General features: G+C 60.5%; 15 protein-coding genes. 5 read left to right on the top strand and 10 right to left on the bottom strand.

The features are described from left to right. The first annotated feature begins 7 nt into the window (after nucleotides 1–7). Together ppk1 and ppx are read left to right on the top strand one after the other, a co-directional pair. Nucleotides 8–2,068 (top strand): polyphosphate kinase 1, encoded by a 2,061-nt coding sequence (gene ppk1, locus L370_RS21205; protein ID WP_023332999.1) that lies wholly within the window; start codon nucleotides 8–10, stop codon nucleotides 2,066–2,068. Nucleotides 2,069–2,071: 3 nt separating this feature from the next. Further along, on the top strand, nucleotides 2,072–3,610 hold the full coding sequence (ppx, locus tag L370_RS21200; RefSeq protein ID WP_023333000.1) for an exopolyphosphatase: 1,539 nt from the start codon (nucleotides 2,072–2,074) through the stop codon (nucleotides 3,608–3,610). Nucleotides 3,611–3,614: 4 nt separating this feature from the next. Here ppx and L370_RS21195 read toward each other — a convergent pair whose 3' ends face one another. Continuing rightward, nucleotides 3,615–5,855 carry an EAL domain-containing protein gene (locus L370_RS21195; protein ID WP_023333001.1) on the bottom strand — a complete coding sequence of 747 codons (2,241 nt, stop codon included), beginning with the start codon at nucleotides 5,853–5,855 and terminating at the stop codon, nucleotides 3,615–3,617. A gap of 370 nt (nucleotides 5,856–6,225) precedes the next feature. On the opposite strand from L370_RS21195, the gene L370_RS21190 reads away from it, so the two are divergent. Further along, a complete protein-coding gene (locus tag L370_RS21190; protein ID WP_023333002.1) occupies nucleotides 6,226–6,396 on the top strand; it encodes a YfgG family protein in 171 nt (56 codons plus the stop codon). Here the strand turns inward: L370_RS21190 and L370_RS21185 are convergent. Continuing rightward, nucleotides 6,393–7,283 carry a LysR family transcriptional regulator gene (locus tag L370_RS21185; protein ID WP_023333003.1) on the bottom strand — a complete coding sequence of 297 codons (891 nt, stop codon included), beginning with the start codon at nucleotides 7,281–7,283 and terminating at the stop codon, nucleotides 6,393–6,395. The genes L370_RS21190 and L370_RS21185 overlap by 4 nt on opposite strands. Nucleotides 7,284–7,380: 97 nt before the next feature. Here L370_RS21185 and L370_RS21180 point away from each other — a divergent pair, with 97 nt between their 5' ends. Both L370_RS21180 and L370_RS21175 read left to right on the top strand, forming a co-directional pair. Beyond that, nucleotides 7,381–8,610: an MFS transporter gene (locus L370_RS21180; RefSeq protein WP_023333004.1), complete on the top strand. Its 1,230-nt coding sequence runs from the start codon at nucleotides 7,381–7,383 to the stop codon at nucleotides 8,608–8,610. Between the two features lie 51 nt (nucleotides 8,611–8,661). Next, the gene (locus L370_RS21175; RefSeq protein ID WP_023333005.1) at nucleotides 8,662–9,129 is read left to right on the top strand and encodes a DUF6130 family protein; all 468 of its coding nucleotides are present in this window, start codon (nucleotides 8,662–8,664) and stop codon (nucleotides 9,127–9,129) included. Between the two features lie 127 nt (nucleotides 9,130–9,256). Here L370_RS21175 and iolB read toward each other — a convergent pair whose 3' ends face one another. The 8 genes from iolB to iolG are packed head-to-tail and all read right to left on the bottom strand — an operon-like array spanning nucleotide 9,257 to nucleotide 18,635. Beyond that, nucleotides 9,257–10,081, bottom strand: a complete 825-nt coding sequence (gene iolB, locus L370_RS21170) for a 5-deoxy-glucuronate isomerase (protein ID WP_023333006.1) — start codon at nucleotides 10,079–10,081, stop codon at nucleotides 9,257–9,259. A gap of 9 nt (nucleotides 10,082–10,090) precedes the next feature. Beyond that, on the bottom strand, nucleotides 10,091–10,981 hold the full coding sequence (iolE, locus tag L370_RS21165; RefSeq protein WP_023333007.1) for a myo-inosose-2 dehydratase: 891 nt from the start codon (nucleotides 10,979–10,981) through the stop codon (nucleotides 10,091–10,093). A gap of 11 nt (nucleotides 10,982–10,992) precedes the next feature. After that, a complete protein-coding gene (iolC, locus tag L370_RS21160; protein WP_023333008.1) occupies nucleotides 10,993–12,897 on the bottom strand; it encodes a bifunctional 5-dehydro-2-deoxygluconokinase/5-dehydro-2-deoxyphosphogluconate aldolase in 1,905 nt (634 codons plus the stop codon). Between the two features lie 12 nt (nucleotides 12,898–12,909). Continuing rightward, the gene (locus L370_RS21155) at nucleotides 12,910–14,043 is read right to left on the bottom strand and encodes a Gfo/Idh/MocA family protein (RefSeq protein WP_023333009.1); all 1,134 of its coding nucleotides are present in this window, start codon (nucleotides 14,041–14,043) and stop codon (nucleotides 12,910–12,912) included. Between the two features lie 8 nt (nucleotides 14,044–14,051). Then, entirely contained in the window at nucleotides 14,052–15,080 is a 1,029-nt protein-coding gene (locus L370_RS21150) for an ABC transporter permease (RefSeq protein WP_023308786.1), read from the bottom strand. An 11-nt stretch (nucleotides 15,081–15,091) separates the two neighbouring features. Further along, on the bottom strand, nucleotides 15,092–16,639 hold the full coding sequence (locus tag L370_RS21145) for a sugar ABC transporter ATP-binding protein (protein ID WP_023333010.1): 1,548 nt from the start codon (nucleotides 16,637–16,639) through the stop codon (nucleotides 15,092–15,094). A gap of 48 nt (nucleotides 16,640–16,687) precedes the next feature. Next, complete coding sequence (locus L370_RS21140) at nucleotides 16,688–17,617, bottom strand: sugar ABC transporter substrate-binding protein (RefSeq protein WP_023333011.1); 930 nt, start codon at nucleotides 17,615–17,617, stop codon at nucleotides 16,688–16,690. 31 nt (nucleotides 17,618–17,648) lie between these two features. Next, complete coding sequence (gene iolG / locus L370_RS21135) at nucleotides 17,649–18,635, bottom strand: inositol 2-dehydrogenase (protein ID WP_023333012.1); 987 nt, start codon at nucleotides 18,633–18,635, stop codon at nucleotides 17,649–17,651. Nucleotides 18,636–18,662 lie beyond the last annotated feature (27 nt).

Here is an 18,662-nt window from a genome sequence, read left to right on the forward strand (position 1 = left end):
AGCTGTAATGGGTCAGGAAAAGTTATATATCGAGAAAGAGCTAAGCTGGTTAGCATTTAACGAACGTGTACTCCAGGAAGCGGCAGACAAAAGTAACCCGCTGATCGAGCGCATGCGTTTTTTGGGCATTTATTCCAACAACCTGGATGAGTTCTACAAGGTTCGCTTTGCCGAGCTGAAAAGACGCATCATCATCAGCGAAGAACAGGGCTTAAACTCGCACTCGCGGCATCTGCTGGGCAAAATCCAGTCCCGCGTGCTGAAAGCCGATCAGGAATTTGACGGCCTGTATAACGAACTGCTGCTGGAGATGGCGCGCAATCAAATCTTCCTGATTAACGAACGCCAGCTTTCCGTTAACCAACAAAACTGGCTGCGCCACTACTTCAAACACTACCTGCGCCAGCACATTACCCCGATTCTGATCAACCGCGAAACCGATCTGGTTCAGTTCCTGAAGGATGATTACACCTACCTGGCGGTGGAAATTATTCGCGGTGATTCCATCCGTTACGCGCTGCTGGAGATCCCGTCCGACAAGGTGCCGCGCTTTGTGAACCTGCCGCCGGAAACCCCGCGCAGACGCAAGCCGATGATTCTGCTGGACAACATCCTGCGCTACTGTCTGGACGACATCTTCAAAGGCTTCTTCGATTACGATGCGTTAAACGCCTACTCGATGAAGATGACCCGTGACGCCGAATATGACCTGGTGCACGAGATGGAAGCCAGCCTGATGGAGCTGATGTCGTCCAGCCTGAAACAGCGCCTGACGGCCGAGCCGGTGCGCTTTGTTTATCAGCGCGATATGCCGGACGCCATGGTAGAGATGCTGCGCGAGAAACTGACCATTTCGCGCTATGACTCCATCGTGCCGGGTGGTCGTTACCACAACTTTAAAGACTTTATTGGCTTCCCGAACGTCGGCAAAGCCAATCTGGTGAACAAGCCGCTGCCGCGCCTGCGCCATCTGTGGTTCGATAAATTCCGCAACGGATTCGACGCCATCCGCGAACGCGATGTGCTGCTCTACTATCCGTACCACACGTTCGAGCACGTGCTGGAACTGCTGCGCCAGGCCTCGTTCGACCCGAGCGTGCTGGCGATCAAAATCAACATCTACCGCGTGGCAAAAGATTCCCGCATCATCGACGCGATGATCCACGCCGCGCACAACGCCAAAAAAGTCACCGTGGTGGTTGAGCTGCAGGCGCGCTTCGACGAAGAGGCGAATATTCACTGGGCGCGCCGTCTGACGGAAGCGGGTGTGCACGTCATCTTCTCTGCGCCGGGGCTGAAAATTCACGCCAAGCTGTTCCTGATCTCCCGTAAAGAGGGCGACGACGTGGTGCGTTATGCCCACATCGGTACCGGGAATTTTAACGAGAAAACGGCGCGCATTTATACCGACTACTCGCTGCTGACCGCCGATGCCCGCATCACGAACGAAGTGCGCCGGGTCTTTAACTTTATCGAAAACCCGTACCGTCCGGTGAGCTTCGACTATCTGCTGGTCTCGCCGCAGAACTCGCGCCGCCTGCTGTACGATATGATCGATAAAGAGATCGCCAATGCCCAGAAAGGGCTGTCGTCAGGCATCACGCTGAAGCTTAATAACCTGGTCGACAAAGGGCTGGTGGACAGGCTGTACGCGGCGTCCAGCTCTGGCGTGCCGGTTAATCTGCTGATCCGCGGCATGTGCTCGCTGATCCCGGAACTGGAAGGCATCAGCGACAATATTCGCGTGATCAGCATTGTTGACCGTTACCTGGAACACGATCGGATCTATATTTTTGATAATGCGGGTGATAAACAGGTCTATCTCTCATCGGCAGACTGGATGACGCGCAATATTGACTACCGAATTGAAGTCGCGGCACCGCTGCTGGATCCGCGTCTGAAGCAGCAGATCCTCGACATCATCGAGATTCTGTTCAGCGATACCGTGAAAGCACGCTATATCGACAAAGAACTCAGTAACCGCTATGTACCGCGCGGCAACCGCCGCAAAGTGCGGTCGCAACTGGCGATTTACGACTATATCAAATCACTCGAGCAACCCGATTAACCTATGCCGATAAATGATAAGACCCCACGCCCGCAGGAATTCGCCGCGGTCGATCTTGGCTCTAACAGTTTCCACATGGTCATCGCCCGTGAGGTGGATGGCGCGCTGCAGATCATCGGTCGTCTGAAGCAGCGCGTGCACCTGGCGGATGGCCTGGATGAACGCAGCATGCTCAGCGAAGAGGCAATGGAGCGCGGGTTAAACTGCCTGTCGCTGTTTGCGGAACGCCTGCAGGGCTTCTCGCCCTCCAGCGTGTGCATCGTGGGCACCCACACCCTGCGCCAGGCGCTGAACGCCCCGGAGTTCCTCAAGCGGGCCGAAAAAGTGATCCCCTACCCGATTGAGATCATCTCCGGCAACGAGGAAGCGCGTCTGATTTTCATGGGCGTTGAGCACACCCAGCCGGAAAAAGGGCGCAAGCTGGTTATTGATATCGGCGGCGGCTCAACGGAGCTGGTGATCGGTGAAGACTTTGAGCCGCGCCTGGTGGAAAGCCGCCGTATGGGCTGCGTCAGCTTCGCGCAGATGTATTTCCCGGGCGGCACCATCACCCGCGAGAACTTCCAGCGTGCACGTATGGCGGCTGTCCAGAAGCTGGAAAACCTGGCGTGGCAGTACCGTATCCAGGGCTGGAACGTGGCGCTGGGCGCATCCGGCTCGATTAAAGCCGCGCATGAAGTGCTGCTGGCGATGGGTGAAAAAGACGGGATTATTACCCCTGAACGCCTGGCTCTGCTCACCGAAGAGGTGCTGAAGCATAAAAGCTTCGACGCCCTGAGCCTGCCGGGCCTGTCCGAAGAGCGGAAATCAGTCTTCGTACCGGGTCTTGCTATCCTGTGCGGCGTATTTGATGCGCTGGCGATTAAGGAGCTGCGTCTCTCCGACGGCGCGCTGCGTGAAGGCGTGCTGTATGAGATGGAAGGCCGCTTCCGCCATCAGGATATTCGCAGCCGCACCGCGCAAAGCCTCGCCAACCAGTACAACATCGACCGTGAACAGGCGAAGCGCGTGCTGGAAACCACGGTGCAGATGTACGAACAGTGGGAAGAACAGAATCCGAAGCTTGCGCACCCGCAGCTCGCCGCGCTGTTAAAATGGGCCGCGATGCTGCACGAGGTGGGGCTGAACATCAACCACAGCGGAATGCATCGCCACTCGGCCTACATTCTGCAAAACAGCGATCTGCCCGGCTTCAACCAGGAGCAGCAAACCATGATGGCGACCCTGGTGCGTTATCACCGCAAAGCCATCAAGCTCGACGACCTGCCGCGCTTCACGCTGTTCAAGAAGAAGCAGTTCCTGCCGCTTATTCAGCTGCTGCGTCTGGGCGTGCTGCTCAATAACCAGCGCCAGGCTACCACCACGCCGCCTACGCTGAAGCTGAAAACCGACGATCATCACTGGACGCTGAGCTTCCCGCACGACTGGTTCAGCCAGAACGCGCTGGTCCTGCTGGACCTGGAAAAAGAGCAGCAGTACTGGGAAGCAGTCACCGGCTGGCTGCTCAAAATCGAAGAAGAGAGCGCCGACGTCGCCGCATAACGGCTCAGGCGTCCGCGGTGGACGCCTCAGCTTCCAGCAGTGACTCAAGCGGTTCCGGCCTGCCAATCAGATAGCCCTGCACATAATCGATGCCTAGCGCGTGAACCGCGCTACGTATCTCTTCCGTCTCGACGTACTCAGCCACAACCAGCATCTTCTTCATGCGCGCCAGATGGCAGATAGACGCCACGATCTGATAATCCAGGCTGTTGTTGACGATATTGCGGATAAAGCTGCCGTCAATCTTGAGAATATCGGCATCCACGCTTTTCAGCCGCGCATAGCTCGCATACCCGGTACCAAAATCATCAATTGCAATGCGTACCCCCATTTTCTGCAGCTGCTGGAGAATATGTAGCGCCTGCTCCCCGCTGCCGAAGGTGCTGCACTCCGTCACCTCAAAAATCAGCTGCCACGGCTCAATGGCGTATTTCGCCAGCAGGCGACTCACCTCAAGCGGGAACTGCACCCGACACACGGTCGACGGGGCAAGATTAATGGCAAAGCGCTGGCCGGGCAGCCGTTCGCGATGCGCGGCAAGGAAGCGCAGGGTATGCTCCAGCACCCACAAATCTACCCGCGAGGAGAGGCCAAACTCCTGCGCGACGGGCAGGAATTGGTCGGGGGAAATCAATAGCCCGTTGACATCCGGCATCCGCAGCAGGACTTCGTGATAGCGATCGCCACGCAGGCCGCGAACGGGTTGAACCAGCAGGGTGAATTCGTCGTTATCGAGCGCCTTTTGCAGGCGGCTCATCATCGCAACTTTATCCTTCAGGCTGCGCTGCAAATGGACGGCCCCACGCTGCTGAAGATTTTCCGGATGGTTGGAGGAGAGCGACAGATCGGCAACCACACCCAGTTCACCCAGCACCAGATAAAGATGGTTTACCGGGGACCGGACATAGCAATAGCTCACGCCCACCTGCGGCTGCAGCGGCATGCCGTCCCAGACAAAGCGGAACTGTTTAATGTGCTCGTCCAGGGCCTCAATCCGCTGCTGGTGCGATTCCGCGTTGAGCCGGACCGCCAGGTCATACCCGGTCAGGTGATAGACCTGCTCATTGGGCTGGAGCGTGCCATTCACCCACTGCGCCAGCTGCTGTTTGTACTGAATGCGCAGCAGCACGCCGTAATTTCGGCCCAGAATTTCCAGTTCCGGAATGCGCAGCAGGCACAGCGCCGACCACGGGCTTTTCGCCAGTTCGCGCGACAGCGCCCGCAGGTTAGGCATATGGACGACCGGGTCGAGTAGCGCCAGCCTGCGGGAGCGTTTGTTCACCGCGCGCTGGCGAGTCGCCAGCATCGACATATAAATCACCACAAACGAGAAGACCAGGTAACTGGAAGAGGTGATCGCCAGCTGAATGTCATACCCTTGGTTCACCGGGATATAGCGGTAAAAATAGTGAATAGACACCAGCAGCACCGGTATCCAGATCAGCGACACCAGCTTATAGCCAAAGCGCATCGCGCCCCAGAGCATCACCGGCATCAGCAGCGACAGGGTGTAGTTAGTGGTGAAAATGGAGCTGTTTTCATTCATCGGGAGCAGCAGCAGCGAAAGCAGCCCGCCAAGCGCGATAGCCCACACCAGAAACTCAACGATCGTCACCTTTTTGTCTATCTGGGAACGGATCTGCGAGATGAGGCTTTTGAGATAGCGCGGATGACGAATCAGGCGGATCAGCAGATAGCTCAGCGGCACGCCCGTCAGCCCGCTGACCAGCAGCGTCTGATAGTTGATGAGCGTGCGAATATTAAGAGGGTTTAATCCCGCCAGGCTCTGCCGGCTCTCATACACGCCCAGATAGACCGCGAACTGAAACAGCACCAGAAACAGCGTCGCGGGACAGAAGGCCTGCCAGAAGATGCGCTGCGCCATCAGACGGACGTCGCCGTAAGCCGTCATGTTCCGTCTGGGTGCAAACACCCGGTAGCCGCCCCAGCTGAGCACTAAAGGGACGATAAAATGGAGCACGCCGGCGACCGTTTCGAACATGCCGACCGAGGGGTAATAACGGATAAACAGCGACAATACGATCCCGGGCAGCGCTTCCAGCCCAAAGAACATCATCAGCGAAAGCAAAAATGAGAGGGGTAAATAATAGAGTGCCACAATACCATCGCCCAGTTGCGTGAAGGTATTCGCAATGCTCAGCGCGGGAAGTAAAACCACAGGCAAAATAAGCGGCAATGCCCACCAGCGGTTTTCATTTTTTTTCAGGAAAGCGAGAATGTTCATAGATGCCCGGTTAAACCCCTTTCGCTCCAGAGGGAAAATAAAGACAGGCATCCAACCTGACGTACGCGCCGCCCGGCGGCGTGCGGGGCGAACAGTGTGGAGGAAGGATTTTAAATATCAGGGCCGGGAACCCGTTGACTTAAATCAAACTAATTTACGCAAATATCTTTTTTGCGGTGTTTTTTGAAATCATTTTCTTCATATTATCAATATGGTAAATGCATTAATTAATTTCAATAACATTAATTAATGTAAACATTGACGGTTATTTACACGCTACAGAATTGACCCCATCTTCCCGCTGTGCCTTAATGTCCTTATCGCCCAAAAGGGCTTACCCAGGATAAACAGAGTGAGTCAGGTCACGCGTATGCGCAAACGACATCAATTTAACACCCGAATGACCCGCATCATACTGCTCATTAGCTTCCTGTTTTTCTTTGGCCGCTTCGTTTACTCTTCGATTGGCGCCTGGTATCACCATCAGGACAAAACCCAGTCGCAGCAGTCCAGCCTGACCGTCGACACCGCTGACCGCTAGGCCGCCGGATGGTTTTGCACTATCCGAATAATGCCTGCTATCCCTTTGCTGAGGATTTTATCCTGCCGCATCACCACCGCCAGCTGCCGCTGCAGCATGGGCGTAAGCGACATCACGCATAGCCCTTCGCGATCGGCATCCCGTTCGACCGCCATTCGCGGCACGATGCTGTAGCCCAGACCCGCGCGAACCATGCGTTTGATCGCCTCGATGCTGCCAAGCTGCATCACCGGCGCGATCGCTAATCCGCTGGCCGCAAACCAGCCATCGATCAGCGCCAGGGTACCGCTGCCTGATTCAAAGGCAATCAGCGGCTGAGCGTGCAGCGCCTCCGGGGTGAACGCCACGAAAGCCTCCTGCTGCTCCCGCGACGCGATAAAGACAAACTCTTCGTCCATCACCGGCATGACGTCCAGCGCTCTGCCGCTCACCGGCAGCGTCACCAGACCCATATCGAGACGGTTCTCTTCAATGGCCCTGACGATGTCGAGGGTGTTGCCCGTCGTGACTCCCACGCTCAGGAGCGGATAGTCCTGGCGCAGCTTCTCCAGCAGCGGTGGCAGAAGATGGATGCAGGCCGTAGCCCCCGTGCCAAGCGTAATGGTGCCGCTCACATCGTGGCTGAAGGCGCTCACGGACCGGATGGCGTCATCCACCGCCTGCTGAATACGCTCCCCGTGCACCAGTAAAGCCTGCCCGGCAGCCGTCGCCTTAATCCCCCGCCCGGTCCGCTCCACCAGCCGCGTGTGCAGAAACTGCTCCAGCTGGCGTATTTGCAGGCTGACGGCGGGCTGGGAAATGCCCAGAACATCCGCCGCCGCTGAAAAGCTGCCGCGTTGGATCACCAGACGGAACGTGGCGAGATGGCCCAGATTAAGCGTCGTCATTCAAAGTTTCTCTTATACCGCGCATAAGGTTGCGGCCCTGCCAGTACAATACCGCGCGAGTTATGCTCAGGACAACTGCATAGCGGAATGAAAAATAATGGAAACACCTGCCCTGCCTCGCCGCCTCGCCCTCATGGCGGGATGTAATCAGCTTATCAACTGGGGGATCTCGTTTTATATGCCCGGCACCTTTGCGCTGGCCATTGTAGCCGACCGGGGATGGTCATCACCGCAGATTTACCTCGGCCTGACGCTGGCGATGCTGGTGATGGCGGCGGTTTCTCCGTTTGTCGCCCGCCTGCTGGCACGCTTTGGCGGTCAGTCGGTGGTGATGAGCGGCACGTTGCTGATCGCCGCTAGCTGCGCAGGGATGGCGTATACCCAGACGCTTTTTGGCTGGTACTGCGCCTGGCTACTGTGCGGCGTCGGGATGCGCCTGTCGCTGTACGATGCGCTATTCGCCGCGCTGGTGAATCTCTACGGACAGCAGGCGCGAAGAACAATCTCACGCGTCACTCTGGCGGGCGGGCTGGCCTCCGCCGTCTTCTGGCCGCTGGGCGATGCCCTGCTTCAGGTCATGAGCTGGCAGGAGGCGCTGCGCGTCTACGCTCTCTTCGGCCTGCTGAGCGCGATGCTGATTCGAACGCTTCCCCGGCAAAGGCTGACGGTGACGACAAAGGTCACCGCGCCACCGCTGAACAACGAGCGGCGCAACGGCTGGCTTTATGCCGCCTTCATTGCCCTCATCACCTTTGTCTCTAACGGCACGTCCACCCATCTGCCGGAGTTTATTGCCCACTTCGGCCTGCCGGTCGCCATCGGCATGCTGTGGGGGATCGGCCAGACCGGCGCCCGCTCGCTGGAAGTGCTGGCGGGTGCCCGCTTAACCCCCTTCAAACTCACGCTTTTTACCGCGCTCGCCATGCCGCTCTGCTTTCTACTGGGGATGAGCAGCGCCCTGTTTGCGTGGTGCGCGGCCGGGTTTGTGCTGGGCTATGGCGCCATCAACGGGCTGGTCACCATCGTGAAAGCCACCCTGCCGCTGGAACTGTTTAGCACCGAAAGCTATGCCCGCCGCACGGGCATGCTGCTGATCCCCGGCCAGCTGATGGCGGCAGCCTCACCGTTTGCCTATGCGTGGCTGAATAAAACGCTGGGGATCGCGGGTGCAATGTGGGTTTCAACGGGGCTGACGCTGGTAATTGCCGGGCTGGCGATAGCGATTGTGCGCCGTCCACGCAGGCAAACTGTATCGCACTGTATCCAGAGCGCCACGCTGACAAACGGGTACAAAACTCCGCCTCCGGCAAATATCTCCGATACATAAAAATGGTTTTCTTTCCCTGTCGCCATTCAGAACCGATGAGGAGAGAGACCGATGATCCGACATTATTTGCTGTTCCCCCTGCTTGCCCTGGCATCTGTAGCCCATGCCCGGGCCACACCGCTGGACAACCTGAGCGCCGAGGACGTTAACGGCCCCGCCGCCGTTGCGCCACTGGCGCAGCCGCAGCCGCCCGCAAAGCTGATAGTCGATCCGCCGCTTGCCGGGCCGCTGAGCAAAGGCGCGGTGTTTATTCAGTACCGCGCCGAAAACCTGCGCATCGAGCCGGTATTCGGCCCCGACGCGCTCAAGGTCACCCCGCGCATCGGGCACATTCACGTGGTGGTGGATGACGCGCCGTGGCACTGGGCTGACGCCAGCGGAGAGCCGGTGATTCTGGTGGGACTCCCCGCCGGTAAACACAAGGTGACCATTATTCTGGCCGACCCGACGCACAAGCCGCTCGACCACAAAACCGTTGAATTCACCGTCCCGCCCCACGCGGCGGTCCACCATTTTTAAGAACCCGTCAGTTGAGCAGACGTAGCGGATCCGGTGAGCACAATTTTGCCCGGCGGCGCTGCGCTTGCACGAGCCTACGGTTTCGTAGGCCGGGTAAGCGCAGCGCCACCCGGCAAATAAAACTGCTTCAGCCCTCGCTGTCCGCGGGATAATCCCGATTAATCCACGCGTGGTCCTCTTCCCAGGTGAACATCCATTTGCGCACCGGCCCGGCCATCACGTTGAGGTAGTAGCTGTCATACCCGGCCATCGTCGCGACCGGGTGGTAGCCCTTCGGCACCATCACCACGTCACGGTTATAGACCGCCATACACTCATCCAGCGTTCTGTCGTCGGTGTAGACGCGCTGCATGCAGAACCCCTGCTCCGGATTGAGGCGATGGTAGTAGGTCTCCTCCAGATAGGTCTCCTGGGGCGGGTTATCCGTGTCGTGCTTGTGGCTCGGGTACGAGCTGGTACAGCCTTCGTTGGTCCACACCTCCACCACCAGCAGGCTGTCGGCAGGCTTGTCTTCCGGCAAAATGTTGTGCACGTAGCGCTGATTGTGACCCTTGCCGCGCGCTTCGCCGTCGATATCCTGTGGCGCAATCAGCCGCGTCGGATACGTGCCCTTGCCCGGCGCGGCGCAGACCGCCAGCTCCAGCTTCGTCAGCGCCTTCACCTGCACCGACTCCTGCGGGGTGACGTACACTGCCCACGGCTTGATGCGCTCGAACGGGCTCATACGCTCGCCGATGTCGTTAAACTGCGCGGAAGGCGTGCTGATGGAGGCGCGCCCGGCAACCAGCACCAGGCAGCGCTCTTCGCTGACGGCGGGCAGCGTCAGCGTCTGCCCCTCCTGCAGCTCATACGCCGCAAAGCCGACGTAGCCCCACCCCGCGCGTTCCGGCGTGACGGACTGGGTGCGCCCCTCCGCGTTCGGCTGTTGCCAGCGTGATAACAGACGTGACATGTTCCCTCCTCAAATCAGTCCGGCGTCGCGGGCCAGACGGCTCAGGTTGTTATAGCCCAGACGGGCATAGGTCAGGGGATGGGCTATCGCCGGATCCTGCTCCGCCTCGACCACCAGCCAGCCGTGATAATCCTGCGCCTTCAGCAGCCGCATAATCGGCGGGTAATTGACGCAGCCGTCGCCCGGCACGGTAAACACGCCGCTCAGCACCGCATCGAGGAAGCTGGTTTTGCGGTTTTTCACGTCCGCCAGCACGTCGGCACGCACGTCTTTACAGTGAACGTGGTTGATGCGCGACGCCCAGCGCTGCGCCACCGCCAGCGGATCGGCCCCGGCAAAGGTCAGATGGCCGGTATCCAGCAGCAATCCAACCGCCTCCCCGGTGTGGATCATCAGGTTGTCCACGTCCTCGGCGGACTCAATCACCGTGCCCATATGGTGATGGTAGGCAATCTGCACGCCCTGCTGCTGGGTGTAGCGGGCAAATTCGGTGAGCTTCTCGCCGTACTCTTTCCAGCGCGCCTGCGGGAAGCGCGGGCGCAGATGCACCGGGGTCTGCTGCTCGCCGTGAATGCAGCCGCTCACTTCCGCAAAGACCAGCACCTTCGCCCCCAGCTCGCGCAGCAGCGTCAGGTGCGACTGCACGGCGGCGATCTCCTCCTCCACGCTGCGCTCCAGCAGGCGGCCGGAGTACCAGCCGGAGACCAGCTGCAGGTCGTGGCGCTGCAGGATGGGGCCGAGCAGGCGCGCTTCGCGCGGAAATTTATTGCCCAGCTCGAAGCCGGCAAAACCAGCCTCTTTCCCTTCGCTCAGACAGGTCTCCAGCGAGGTCTCCGCGCCGAGAGAAGGCAGATCGTCGTTCGTCCACGTCAGCGGGTTAATGCCCAGTTGTACACTCATTGTCGTCTCCATTATGCGTGTCCGCGCTCGCGCCACCAGGCGATAAGCTGCAGGTAGTTGTCCCGGATGCGCGCCACCAGCTGCGCATCGTCAATATCGTGCTTCAGCCACGCGCGGGAGGCATCGCCAAACAGCGTGCGCCCTACGGCGAAGCCTTTTACCAGCGTCTGCCCCGCTGCGGCTTTGAAGTCGGCGCGCAGCTGTTCCGCCGGAGCGTCCAGGCCGAGGATCACCACCCCGCGGCAGTGCGGGTCACGGCGTTCGATAATCTCGCTCAGCGCCGTCCAGCCGTCGGCCGAGAGCGGCGGCAGCTTCCACCAGTCCGGGTAAATGCCCAGGTTGTAGAAGCGGGAGATGGCGCGCAGGTAGAGCTCGTCGCTGCGCGGCATGCTGGCGGGCAGGATCACCTCCAGCAGCAGCTCGTGCCCGGACCGGCAGCAGGCGTGGTACACCTCGGCGATTTTCTGCTCCTGCTCCAGGCGCAGGCCGTGGGCATCTTCCGGGTGGAAGAAGACCAGGCACTTCACCACGTGCTCCTGCGGCCAGCTGATGAGCTGGGTGCCGATGTTGCCGTGCTCCATCTCCAGCGGACGCGAGCCCGGCAGCTCGATGGGGCGACCAATCCACCACCCTTCCCCGGTGATCGCGTTCAGCGCGTCCTGACCAAAGGTGCCGTCGCACAGCAGACCGGCTTTACCCTCCAGCCCGGCGCGGCTCGCCGCCTCGCGGCTGGCCTGCAGGATCAGTTGCTTCAGCGCCGGAATGCGCTTAAGCGACGCGCCGCACTGCATCGCCATATCCTCAAGCTGGCTGCGGTGGTCGAAGGCCATCACGCACAGCTCCGGCCATTCGCGGCGGCGGGTGGTCACCCGGTGGAGATGGTTAAGACGCGGGTCAAGATCCGGGCGCGGCACATTCGCGGCGCGGGAGAGATAATCATCCAGCTCGATTTTGCTCGGCATCGCCGGGGCGCAGCCGTGGCGCGAGACCACCAGCGCGCCGCAGGCGTTGGCGTAGCGGCACGCCTGCTCCCAGCCTTCGTCGTTCAGGTAGCCGCGCAGCAGGCCGGACATAAACGCATCCCCCGCCCCGAGGACGTTCAGCACCTCCACGCGCACGCCGGTCACCGTCAGGCCGTCGTCCAGCCGGGACGGAATGGCGTTGGTATAGACCGAGCAGCCGAGCGCGCCGCGTTTGCAGACCAGCGCTGCTTCACTGACGGCGCGCACCTGCCCCAGCGCCTGCAGGGTATCCGTGCTGCCGCCCGCAATGTGAAACTCCTCCTCGGTGCCGACAATGACGTCGAAGAGGTGCAGCACCTCCTGCAGCTCGCGGGTGACCTTATCGGCAGCGATAAAGCGCGTTTCCCCGTCGCCTAAGGCGGTCAGCCCCCACAGCACCGGGCGGTAGTCGATGTCCAGCACCGTGCGCACGCCGTGACGGCGGGCATAGCCCAGAGCCGTCAGCACCGCCTCGCGGGTCTGCGGATGAGAAAGATGCGTCCCGGTGATGGCAAGACAACGTGCGGAGGCAATGTAGCGTTCGTCCACATCGCTGGCGGTAATCGCCATGTCCGCGCAGTTATCGCGATAAAAAATCAGTGGAAAGGTGTCCCGGTCTTTAATGCCGAGCAGCACCAGCGCCGTGAGGCGTTGTTTATCGGTAATCAGATGGCTGGTATCGCAGCCCACCTGGTTGAGCTCTTCCCGCAGGAAGCGGCCCATATGTTCATCGCCGACGCGCGCCAGCATCGACGAGCGTAAACCCTGACGGGCGGTGCCGTACGCCACGTTGCCGGACGACCCGCCGAGATATTTGGCGAAGCTCGACGCGTCCTCCAGACGGGCACCAATCTGCTGGCTGTAGAGGTCTACCGCCACGCGGCCCATGCATATCACATCAAACTGCTTTTCCACGTTGATACCTCATCAGACAATGTCGTTCACGTTCAGCCAGCGGCCTTCCCGGTGCGAGAGCGCAATCGCGTCCAGCACGCGCGACACCTTCCAGCCCTCTTCGAAGTCCGGCCACATCGGCGCATCGGCGGCAATCCCGTCCACCAGGTCGCGCACCTCCACCGTTTTTTGATCGTTAAAGCCAATCCCGTGTCCCGCGCCCATGCAGAACGCGGCGTAGTCCGGGTGCACCGGGCCAACGAGCAGCGTGCGAAACCCCTGACGGTTCACCGGATCGTCATGCAGATAGAGCTTCAGCTCGGCCATGCGCTCCTGGGTGAAGCTGATGGCGCCTTTCGTCCCGGTGATGACGTACGACAGCCCCATCTTGCGGCCGCAGGCAACGCGGGAGGTTTCAATCACGCCCTGCGCACCGCCCGCAAAACGCACCATCGCGTGGGCCTGATCCTCGTTTTCAACGGCAATCATCTCCGACGAGCCGGCCTTCGCCGGGCGTTCCGGGACCACGATCTTAAGGTCGCCGCAAACCTGCTCGATATCCCCCACCAGGTACTGGGCCATATTGACGATGTGCGCCGCGAGGTCGCCCAGCGCCCCCAGCCCGGCGGTCTCTTTAAAGCAGTGCCAGTGAATGGGCGACAGCGGGTCGGCCATATAGTCTTCGTTGTGGGTGCCGTAGAAGTGGATCACCTCGCCAATCTCGCCGCGGGCGATAATCTCCTTCGCCAGCTGCGCCGTCGGGTTCTTCATGTAGTTGAACCCCACCAGCGTTTTCACCCCGGCCCGCTTCGCGGCGTCGACCATCTCGCGCGCGTCGTGGGCGTTAAGCGCCAGCGGCTTCTCCGAGTAGACGTGCTTGCCGTGGCGGATCGCCTCCAGCGCCATCTCTTTATGCAGATGGTTGGGTGAACAAATATCCACCACGTCAATCGCCGGGTCGGCCACCAGCGCCCGCCAGTCGCCGGTGGAGCGGTTGAAGCCAAACGCCTGCGCGCGCGCTGCCGCCAGCTCCGGCGTGACTTCCGCTACCATCTCGCGCACCAGCCTGCCCCGCAGGTTGAACACCGTCGGAGCCTGGGCATAGGCGATAGCGTGTGCCTTGCCGATATACCCGGTGCCAATCAATCCAATACGAACCTCTTTCATCGTGATCCTCACAGTGCGCCGCGACGGCTCTTGGCGTAGGTGTCGAACGCCACCGCCAGAACGATAATTAACCCGGTGATAATCTGCTGGTAGTAGGCCGAGACGTTCATCAGCACCAGGCCGTTAATCAGAATGCCCATAATGATGGAGCCGATAATGGTGCCGCCGATGCGCCCGTAGCCGCCCATCAGCGAGGTGCCGCCGATCACCACCGAGGCGATGACGCGCAGCTCAAAGGAGATCCCGGCCACCGCCTCGGCGCTTCCCAGACGCGCGCTCAGGATGAAGCCCGCCAGCCCCGCCAGACAGCCGATCAGCACGTAGACGCTGACCAGCACGCGCTTGACGTTGACTCCCGCCAGGCGCGCCGCCTCCGGGTTGCCGCCGATGGCGTAGACGAAGCGGCCCCAGCGGGTTTTATGCAGCGCCAGATAGCCGCCGAGGGCGACGATGGCGAAGATCCAGATCGGAATAGAGATGCCAAGCAGCTCCCCGCGCCCCCACCAGCGGTAGCCAGGGTCGAAACCGGCGATCGGCGCACCGTCGTTAATCACCAGCGTCAGGCCGCGCCAGATGGTCATCCCGCCGAGGGTGACGATGAACGGCGGCAGGCGCAGACGGGTGACGCCCAGGCCGTGCAGGAAGCCAATCGCCGTGCCCATGGCCAGACATATCCCCAGCCCGATCAGCCAGCTCATGCCGCCCCAGGCGTTCGGGTCGACGGTGGTGAAGTTGTCGCCTTTGATTACGTATGCCGCGGTCATGGCGCACACCGCCAGAATGGAGCCCACGGAGAGGTCAATCCCGGCGGTCAGAATGACGAAGGTCATCCCCACGGCCATGATCCCGTAGATGGAGACTTCGGTCAGGATGTTGAAAATATTGCGTTCAGAGAAAAAGTTGCTGTTCTGCGACTGGAAGAAGATCAGCAGCAGGATCATGAAAATCAGCACCCCGAAGCGCTCGAAGAAGGCGATGGGATCGATGCGTCCGGCGCGTTTGACCGGGGCCTGCGTTTTAGAAATCATCTGCGTCATGAGAAACTCCGTTATGCCGCGTTCAGGGCGTTGTGGTTGATGGCCATCATCGTCATCAGCCGTTCTTCGTTAGCGTCGTCACCGTGGATCTCGCCGGTCACCCGGCCTTCGCTGAGGGTGATGATCCGGTCGGACACCGCCATCACTTCAGGCAGATCGGAGGAGATCACGATCACCGCCACGCCCTTTTTCGCCATGTCAAACAGCACCTGGTGCACTTCCGATTTGGTCCCCACGTCGATGCCGCGCGTCGGCTCATCAACGATCAGCACCCGCGGGTTGAGCGCCATGCAGCGCGCGAGGATCACTTTTTGCTGGTTGCCGCCGGAGAGTTTGCGCACCTCCTGCGCGCTGTTGACCATTTTGATCTGCAGCGCCTGGCGGTAGGACTCAATCAGATCGTCCTCTTTGCGGGTGTTCACAAACCAGCGCCACTGCAGCAGCGAGGAGAGGCAGGAGAGCGACAGGTTGTCGCGAATCGACAGTCCCAGCACCGCCCCCTCTTTTTTGCGATCTTCCGGCACCAGCGCCACGCCCTGATCGAGGGCATAAAGCGGGTCGCGCGGCTGGTACGGCACGCCGTCCAGCTCAAAGCTCCCCGAGGTAAACGCGTCTGCGCCAAACAGGCAGCGGGCCACTTCGGTACGTCCCGCGCCCACCAGCCCGGCAATGCCCAGGACCTCCCCGGCATGGACGTGGAAGCTGATGTCGTGCAGGGCGATGCCGTGCGGATCCAGCGGCGGCTTTTCGCGGCTCAGCCCCTTCACCGCCAGGCGGACGGGTTTGTCTTCATGATGCGTTTCGCTGGCGGGACGGCGGTTAAAGGCCACGTCGCGTCCGACCATCAGGCGGATCAGCTGTTCGACGTTGGTCTCCGCCACCGCGCCGGTGCCGGTGAAACGGCCGTCCTGGAAAACGGTAAAGCGATCGCAAAGCTGGAAAACCTCGTGCAGACGGTGGGTAACGTAAATAATGCTCACGCCGCGGTTTTTAAGCTCGCGCACCACGCGGTGGAGGCTTTCCACCTCGCTGTCGCTCAGCGCGGCGGAGGGTTCGTCCATGATGATTAACCGGGCGTTGAGGGTCAGCGCCCGGGCGATCTCCACCATCTGCTGCTGGGCGACGCTCAGACGGGCGACGGGCGTGGTCGGCGCAACGTTCAGCTGCAGGTAATCGAGAATGACCTGCGCCTCCTGGTTTACCGCCCTTTCGTCGACGATCAGGTTTCGCCTGCGCGGCTCGCGCCCGAGAAACATGTTTTCCGCAACGGTCATGTTGGGCAGCAGGTTGAATTCCTGATAGATGGTGATAATGCCCTTGTTCTGCCGTTCCACCGGGGAGTCGTCCACCGGCAGCGTTTCGCCGTTGAACCAGATATCCCCGCGCGTTTGCGGCTGCGCGCCCGCGAGCGCCTTCAGCAGCGTGGATTTCCCTGCCCCGTTTTCCCCCAGAAGGGCGTGGATCTCCCCCGCGCCGACGCTCAGCTGAGCGCTGCTCAGCGCCCAGACGCCGGAAAAGCTTTTTGCCAGGTCGGTCACTTTCAGTAAGGGTTGCGACATCAGTCTGCTCCTCCTCATGATGAGCCGCCAGAGGCGGCTCGGGACATATTAGTTACCGGCCTCACCGATACGCTCAGCCTGCTGCAGGTTCTCTTTGGTGATCAGCGTCGGCGGGTAGTCGGCCCCGGTGATGGCTTTCTTCTCGCGCACGTTGGCCACCAGCTGGCTCATCGCCGTCTGCACCGCAAAGCCCGGACGCTGGTCCGCCGTTACCGCCAGCCAGCCGTCGCGCACGCGGGCCAGCGCTTCCGGCACCGCATCAAACCCGGTCACGAGGATTTCACCCGGCTTCACGCCCTGGCTCTGCAGCGCTTCAATCGCCCCCAGCGCCATATCGTCGTTGGCGGAGAGGATCACCTGCGGGCGCTTCGGCAGCGAAGGCAGCACGCTTTCCACAATGCGCATCCCTTCCGAACGCATCCAGTTCCCGGTCTGATCGGCGACGATCTTGTATTTATCCCCACCCGCCTTCAGGCTGTCGCGGATCCCTTTGGTGCGTTCAATATTGGAGGAAGAACCCGGCTGGCCGGTGAGGAGAATGATGTCCGCGCCGTTGGGGAATTTGGTTTTAACGAAGTCGCCAACCGCCTGGCCGCCCTTGTAGTTGTTGGCGCCAAAGTGCGGCACTTTCTTCTGGCTATCGACGGAGCGGTCGAGGGTGACGATCGGCAGTTTCGCATCCTGAATTTCATCCACCGCGCTGGAAACCGCGTTCACGTCGTTCGGGGAGACGATAAAGCCCTGCGCCCCGCGGGTGATGGCGTTTTCCAGGTCAGCCACCTGCTTCGGCGAGCTGCCCTGCCCGTCCAGCACCTGAAGCTTCACGCCCATCTCTTTTGCGGCTTTCACCGCCGTGCGCTGCATGTGAACTTCAAACGGCATGGCCAGGTTTGGCGTACTGAAAACAATTTGCTCGTTTTCGGCGAGGGCGGCCCCGGACGTCATGGCGATGAGGGCGGCTACGATCAGTTTTTTCATTATTATGTCTCTCTGTGTAGGGTTGTTGTGTTTAGAGGACGATCTCGCGCTGGCTTCGCAGCGACTCCAGCGCTTTATCCGCAAGGTACAGCGCACGTTCACCATCATCGCCGCTGCAGTCAGGCACCGCTTCGCCGCGCAGGACCGCAACAAAGTGTTCCCATTCCGCGGCGTAAGCGGATTTGTAGCGCTGCAGGAAGAAGTGTTCCGGCAGCGCGCTGGTGCAGCCCTGTTTGCCGTAGTGCTGCACCTGGTTTTCCAGAATATTGCCCGCGCACAGCAGCCCTTCGGAGCCGTGCAGCTCAAGGCGCTGGTCGTAGCCGTAAGATGAACGGCGGCTGTTGACGATGGTCGCCATCGCGCCGGAGGCGTATTTCAGAACGATAAACGCGGTATCGATATCCCCCGCCTCGCCAATCGCCGGATCCACCAGGTTACTGCCCTGGGCATACACCGACACCGGCTCTTCGCCCATGATGAAGCGGGCCATGTCAAAGTCGTGGATGGTCATATCGCGGAACATGCCGCCGGAAACGCGGACGTACTCCGCAGGCGGCGGAGACGGATCGCGGGAGATGATCAGCAGCGATTCCGGTTTGCCGATGCGCCCGGCCTGCACATCGGTTTTCACGCGGCGGAACTGCGGGTCAAAGCGGCGGTTAAAGCCGATAAACAGCGGCACGTCGTACTCTTTAACCACTTTCAGGCAGTCGCGCACGCGGGCGAGGTCAAGGTGTACCGGCTTTTCGCAGAAGATGGCCTTGCCGTGGCGGGCGGCCATTTCAATCAGATCCGCGTGGGTATCGGTGGCGGAGGCGATCAGTACGGCGTGAACGTTAGGGTCGGTCATCGCCTCATCCACGCTCTGCTGGCGGGCCTGATACTGCGTGGCGAGACGGGTGGCAAATTCCTGATTCGGGTCAACCACGGACCAGAGCGTGGTCGCGCCGTGGCTGGCAATGTTAGCTGCATGTACCTGGCCAATTCGGCCAGCGCCCAGTAAAGCAATGTTAAACATAACGGCTCCCGGTGTTGGTGAATGCTG

It is taken from the genome of Enterobacter sp. MGH 24 (assembly GCF_000493015.1).
Taxonomy (GTDB): domain Bacteria; phylum Pseudomonadota; class Gammaproteobacteria; order Enterobacterales; family Enterobacteriaceae; genus Enterobacter.